We start from the raw sequence: 719 nt of genomic DNA, 5'->3' as shown, positions 1-719 counted from the left end.
TGATCGAGTTCATACGTGGCATCCGAATCCCGGTGAGCACGGTCTGGATGCCGGCCTCGGCGAGGATTTCGTTTTATGAGGGCTGGGAACTTCCCATCCCGGTCTCGGATGAGATAGCGCGCCCGGCAGCCCGTATCCTCCATGTCCATCACCAGGTTCTTCATCGCCTGGATGACCCAGCTCGCGCTCGGGTGCGCGGTGGTGCCGAGAACTCGGACGCGCCTGGTGGCGTGCTCGATGACCGCCAGGATGTACTGGCGCTGCCCGTTCAAGGTGATGGTCTCGATGAAATCGCAAGCCAGCAGGGCGTCGGCTTGCGAGCGCAGGAAGTCGGGCCACGTGGTGGACACCCGCTCGGGCGCCGGATCAAGTCCCTCCTGCTTGAGGATCTCCCAGACCGTCGACGCAGCGACCTTGATGCCAAGCGTGGTGAGCTCGCCGTGTACCCGCCGATATCCCCATGAGGGATTTTCGCGAACCAGGCGCAGAATGAGAGCGCGGATCGATCGGATCGTGGGCGGGCGCCCAGACCGCTTTGGCCGGCACGTGCGAGCATGACGTCGTTTCAGCAGATCACGACGCCAGCGCAGGACGGTATCCGGGCTGACGAGAAGCCGTAGCCGGCGCAGGACCTCGCGCGGCAGCGATGCCAAGAGGGCGGCGAGGAAGGATCGGTCCTCCAGGGCGAATCTCACCTTGGTGCCAGCGCCGAGTTGCCG

At 64.8% G+C, this 719-nt stretch carries 1 protein-coding gene; it reads right to left on the bottom strand.

Annotated features, from left to right (window positions below; translation table 11 throughout):
- On the bottom strand, nt 1-719 hold a 719-nt coding region (locus tag EJK15_RS74055), incomplete at both ends, for a hypothetical protein (RefSeq protein WP_206062425.1).

Origin of the sequence: Nonomuraea basaltis (assembly GCF_005893125.1) — a bacterium.
In the GTDB taxonomy this organism is placed as follows: domain Bacteria; phylum Actinomycetota; class Actinomycetes; order Streptosporangiales; family Streptosporangiaceae; genus Nonomuraea; species Nonomuraea basaltis.
This window is presented reverse-complemented; position numbering and strand designations above follow the sequence as displayed.